Annotated in this window: 2 protein-coding genes and 1 pseudogene; all 3 read right to left on the reverse strand. The window is 67.4% G+C overall.

Going from position 1 to position 5,437, the window contains the following annotated elements:
- Positions 1-513 (reverse strand): annotated as a pseudogene (locus tag GL263_RS20495) (type IV secretion protein Rhs); the annotation flags it as partial.
- Positions 514-745: 232 nt separating this feature from the next.
- Positions 746-1,258 (reverse strand): SUKH-3 domain-containing protein, encoded by a 513-nt coding sequence (locus tag GL263_RS20500; protein ID WP_182857197.1) that lies wholly within the window; start codon positions 1,256-1,258, stop codon positions 746-748.
- Positions 1,255-5,382, reverse strand: a complete 4,128-nt coding sequence (locus GL263_RS20505) for an RHS repeat-associated core domain-containing protein (protein ID WP_182857198.1) — start codon at positions 5,380-5,382, stop codon at positions 1,255-1,257. Before GL263_RS20505 ends, GL263_RS20500 begins: the two co-directional genes overlap by 4 nt.
- Positions 5,383-5,437 lie beyond the last annotated feature (55 nt).

The raw sequence follows: 5,437 nt of genomic DNA on the forward strand, positions 1-5,437 counted from the left end.
CCAGAGGGTGGTGCGGGTGTGCCAGGCGATGTGGCCGGTCTCGTCGACGAGTTCGGTGGGGGTGCCGACGAGGTCGGTGACGATCGCGAAGAAGCGGCTGTCGACCTCGGAGGGGGTGAGGGTGGAGGGTTTGCGTTCGAGTTGGGTGAGGGGGCGGTGGCCCTCGTGGTCCCAGGTGAGGGTGACGCCGGTGGCGGTGTCGGTCTGTTCGGCGAGGCGGGTGCCGTCCCAGGTGAACGTGGTGTGCTCGACGACGGTTTGGCGGTCGTCGGACCAGCGGAGTTTGGCGGTGCGGCGGCCGAGGGGGTCGTAGGTGTAGGTCCACAGGGTGCCGTCGGGGGTGGTGCAGGAAGTGAGGCGGTCCTCGGCGTCGTAGGTGTAGTGCCAGGTGTCGGGGCGGCGGGAGAGGCGGGTCTTGCGGCGGACGGTGGTGCGTCCTGCGGCGTCGTGGGTGTAGCGGATGGCGCCGGCGGACTGGATACGGGTGCCGACGTAGGCGCGTTCGCCGCCGGAACCAACAGGGCTCCTGCGTCGGCGGGTTGGCGAATGAGATCACCAACGCAACGACCAGGAGTTCTGTGTCGTCACGGGCTGACACCATCCCCCTCAGACGCAGGATGAGAAGCGTTCAGTCAGATCCTCCTGTGCACGGTCCGGGCAACCGCTGCATCCCCTCACCCTCGATGACACCCCGTCAGCAAACGGTCACCACCGTTCCTCGGACGAACAACTGGGCGGTAGCTTGTCACGATTCCGCCTGCGTCAGACGCTCACGTAGGCCGTCTTCGGCAGGCGCGATCGTATAAAAGGTCCTGTCCCAGGGGCCTGCGACGAGAGCGTGGGCGGCGGCGTGGAAGCCGTGTGCAACCCACTGGAAGCCGGGATCACCGGCGAGCAGTATGTCCCCGTTGGCGGCCAATAGCATGCATTCTTCTGTGGAGAACGCAGAGCCGATGGGAAGAGTGGCGAGACCAAGGCGTCGACTGAAGATCTGCATGTTTCGGGGCGTGGCATGTGGGGCCTCGAGCGCGTGCTCGACCCTGGTCGACACGCTCGTATCACTGCCCCGGAATTGCCAGGTTACGATGCATTCTCCGTAGTTCGCGAGGAACTCTTGAAGCCACGGCGTGACCTCATACCCTTCTTCCAGGTATTCTCGGCACGCGGCATCCACGTCGACTGGGTATACCTCGACGCCGGCGACACCTGACAGAGACTCAGCGAGTAGCTGCGCCTGGAATCGTTCTGCATCACTCATCCGGTCAACACGTCCCCTCCGAAGCCCGGCACCCACGTCTTGCAGTTGTCGCACATCTTAAACTTCTTTCCCTTGGGGTTGACCGTCACCAGATCGATGTTCTTGGGGTCGGCGCCGTCATTGATGGCATTGGTGAACATACGGGCCTCGGCGCAGACACCTGGCGGCCTGCCCGACGGATGCTGCGATTCGCTGGGCATGGCATCGACTACGCCCTTAGCGTGCCCCGTCTCCGGGCCGCTGTCACCATAGTAGGTCTTACCGGTGGTCCGGTCGCGCCCCACCGAGTAGGCTCCTGGCGGCATCTCACCCTCGGGGAGGCTGTTGGCGATCTCGTCGGCACGCGCCTTCCCCAGGGCCATCAACTCCTTTTTGAGGGCTTGCTTCTTTGCCTCCTCGCAGGACATGAGGCCGAGCGGGTCGGCCCAGGTATGGGGGTTGGTGACGTAGGTGAGGGGATTGGGATCGGGGATAAGTCCGAGGGGGTCGGGGGTGGTATAGCGGGCGGTATCGGGATCGTAGTGGCGATTGAGGTTGTAGTGGAGTGCAGTTTCGGGGTCGGCGTATTGCCCCGGGAAACGGATGGGGGTGTAGGCGGTGGCGTCGCGGTTCCAGGTGGTGGTGCCCCAGAGGGTGGTGCGGGTGTGCCAGGCGATGTGGCCGGTCTCGTCGACGAGTTCGGTGGGGGTGCCGACGAGGTCGGTGACGATCGCGAAGAAGCGGCTGTCGTATTCGCCTTGAGTGAGGGGCTTGCGTTCAAGTTGGGTGAGGGGGCGGTGGCCCTGGTAGTCCCAGGTGAGAGTGACGCCGGTGGCGGTGTCGGTCTGTTCGGCAAGGCGGGTGCCGTCCCAGGTGAAGTGGATGCTCTCCAGGACGGTGGTGTGGTCAGGGGACCACCGGTGTTTGCCGGAGCGGCGGCCGAACGGGTCGTAGGTGTAGGTCCAAGTGGTGCCATCGGGGGTTGTGCAGGAGGTGAGGCGGTCCTCGGCGTCGTAGGTGTAGCGCCAGATATCGGACTTATGTGAGAGCCGAGTCTTGCGACGTACGGTGGTGCGGCCTGCGGCGTCGTGGGTGTAGCGGATGCGTCCGGCAGATTGGATGCGGGTACCGACGTAGGCCCGGTCGCCGCGGGCGGTGCGGTTGGGAGTGTGGTCCGGCCAGTTGGCGTGGACCTGGTTGCCGGCGCTGTCGTATGCGTAGGTCTCCGACCAGTTCTCGGCGGAGACGGTCAGGGGGCGTCCTACGGGGTCGAGGCTGTAGGTGGCGGTGTCGCCGGCGAGTTGGTCCGTGACGGAGGTCAGGTAACCGTCCGCGCGGTAGGTATGGGCCCGGGAGCGAAGGATGCGGCCGCCGGTGGCGTCGAGCGTCTGCTGGGTGAGGCGGCCAATCGGGTCCCAGGTCTGGGTGAGAGTGACCGGCTCGGTGTTCAGACCTGCGGCTCCCCAGGTGCGGGTGGTCTCCCGGCCGAGGGCGTCGTGCGCGAAGGCGAGTTGGTGGCCGTCGGAGATGAGGTGGGTGCGGTTGCCCGCCGCGTCGTAGACGTAGGAAGTGGTAGCTCCCGTGGGAGTGGTACGCGAGGTGCGGCGCCCCAGGGCGTCATAGGCGTAGCGGGTGGTGCGGCCATCAATTGTCTCGGCGATAACGTGGCCGACGATGTCGTGCTCGAAGGTGGCGGTGGACCGGTCTGAGCTGGCCTCGACGAGGCGGTCCGCGGAGTTGTATGTGTAATGGACCGTCTCACCGTCCGCAGTTTTGCTGATGATACGACCAAGGACGTCGTAACCGTAGGAGACGGTTTGACCCAGGGAGTTGATGCGCGCTATGAGGCGGCCGGCCGCGTCGTGGGTATAGCGCCGGACCCGGTTGTCGAAATCGGATTCGGAGATGAGTCGTCCGGCGGGATCATAATGGTAGTTCCAAGTCAGACCAAGCGGGTTACGGACCGCGACCAGACGTAGCTCGGGATCGTAGTCGAACTCGTGACGGGCGCCATCAGGTGTGGTGCGGGCGATGAGCTGATCGAAGCGGCCGTACTCGAAAGTGGTGACGCCGCCGATGGCATCGGTCTGGGTCCGGCGGTTGCCCTCACCGTCGTAGGTCCAGGACCGACAGGTGCCGTCAGGCTCGGTTCGGGACGCAAGTTGGCCTTCGGGCGTCCAGGCGAGGCGGGTGGTGTGGCCGAGGGGGTCGGTCAGGTGGACGGGGCGACCGAAGGCGTCGCGGGTGAGCTGGGAAGTGTTGCCCAGCGGATCAGTGACCACGAGTGGCAGGCCGGCAGGGTCGTTGACCGAGAGCTGCACGGCTCCCGTTGGGTCGGTGACGCTGGCGACAGCGCCGGTGGCGTCGTAGGTGAGATGAACCGTGTTGCCATCCGGGGCGGTGACGGCGGTGGCGTTGCCGCGCTCGTCGTAAGCGATCGTGACGGTGGTGCCGTCGGGGTTGGTGGTGTGTGTGGGCAGATGGAGGTCGTTGTAGGTGGAGCGGGAGACCGTGCCGTCGGGGTGGTGAACGGCGGTGAGGTTGCCGGCGTCGTCCCATTCGAGGTGGGTGGTGTGGCCGAGCGGGTCGGTGTGGGTGAGGAGGCGGTCGTCGCGGGTCCAGGTGGAGCGGGTCGTGTTGCCGAGCGGGTCGGTGGTGGCGACGACCTGGTGGAGCTCGTTGTGCTGGTAGCGGGTGACGGCGCCGGTGGCGTCGGTGTAGAGGGTGACGCCGGTTTGCATGTCGTACTCGAAGCGACTGGAGAGGGCGCCGTCGGGGCCGACGGTTTCGAAGACGCGGCCTTCGTGATCGTAGAGGTATTGGTAGGTGTGATTGTTGCGGTCGGTCCAGGAGGTGATGCGGGCCTGGTCGTCGTAGCCGAACTTGAGTGGGAGAGCGGAGGAGTTGACTACGTCGGAGAGGTTGCCGTCCTCGTCGTAGCCGTAGGACATGACGGTGGTCGTCTGCCCTTCGGGGTCGCGGACGGCGAGCGCCGTGACGCGGCCGGCGGCGCAGGTGACGTCGACGTGGTAGCCGCCGGAGTGGGTGACGGCGGTCGGGGTGCCGTCGGGGAGACGGTGGAAGGTGATGCGGTTGCCGTTGCGGTCCTCGACGGTGTGCAGCCACAGGCGCGAGGGGACGTGCTCACCGGTGGCTTCTGAGGCTTCGAGGAAGCGGCGGGTGAGCCCGGTCCTGGGGTCGGTGACGGCGTAGGCCGGGCCGTGGGACGACGCGGCGGGCGGGGTCTCGGCGACGAGCGGTATTCGGGCGCCCTCGACGGGAAGGACCGTCTCGCCGGGCGTCGTGGGCACGGCCGGGTAGCAGAGGATCCTGCCGGTCGCGCCGGCCCACTGGGCACGGCCGTCGATGGTCAGTTCGAGGCGCTCGTCGAACGTGGAGGCCCAGCTACGGCCGTGGAACTGGCCGTAGTGGTAGCCCGAGCGGTGCTTGCGTCTGATGACGAGCGGGAGTACGCCCGGGAGTTGGAGGTCGGTCTGCTCCAGCAGCATCTCGCCGGTGGCGGCGTTCACCGGGTCGGTCGGGCACTTCGTGCTCTCCTCGCCCTTGCCGTCATGCCGGGGGTTGTCGGCCGCGCCGGCGAGGTCGTCGGGGCTCGGTGGCACGTGCGGGGCGTCGTCGCCGTCGCGGGGAGGCGGGGAGTCGTCGCCTTGGTCGCGGGGCGGGTCGTTGTCGGTCCGGTCGTCGTCGGTCCGGTCGTTGTCGCGGCCATCGTCGTCGCGGGTGGGATCGTCGCGGTCGTTGTTGCGGTGCGGGTCGGGGTCGTCCTTGGTGGTGTCGTGCTTCCCGGCGTCGTCTGCCTGGTCGGCGTCGTCTGCCTGGTCGTCGCGGCGAGGATTGTCGTCGCTGCGGTCGCCGCGGTCCTCACGGGGAGGTCGCGTGTCGTCGTTCTTGGGCCGCGCGTCGTCCTTCCGATGCGCGTCGTCCCTGGGAGGGGTGTCGTCCTTGGGGCGGGCGTCGTCCTTCGGCCGCGCGTCATGCCTCGGCGGACTGTCGTCCTTGGGCCGGTCCTCCTTGGGCCGCGCGTCATCCCTCGGCAGACCGTCGTCCTTGGGCCGGTCCTCCTTGGGCCGCGCGTCATCCCTCGGCAGACCGTCGTCCTTGGGCCGGTCCTCCTTGGGCCGCACGTCATCCCTCGGCGGACTGTCGTCCTTCGGGCGGTTCGGGGCGTCGTCTTGGGGG

It is taken from the genome of Streptomyces durbertensis (genome assembly GCF_014156695.1).
Classification (GTDB): Bacteria; Actinomycetota; Actinomycetes; order Streptomycetales; family Streptomycetaceae; genus Streptomyces; species Streptomyces durbertensis.

Coding starts and splice junctions, on each gene's coding strand:
- GL263_RS20500 (WP_182857197.1), bottom strand. CDS start 1,258: ATGAGTGATGCAGAACGATTCCAGGCGCAGCTACTCGCTGAGTCTCTG.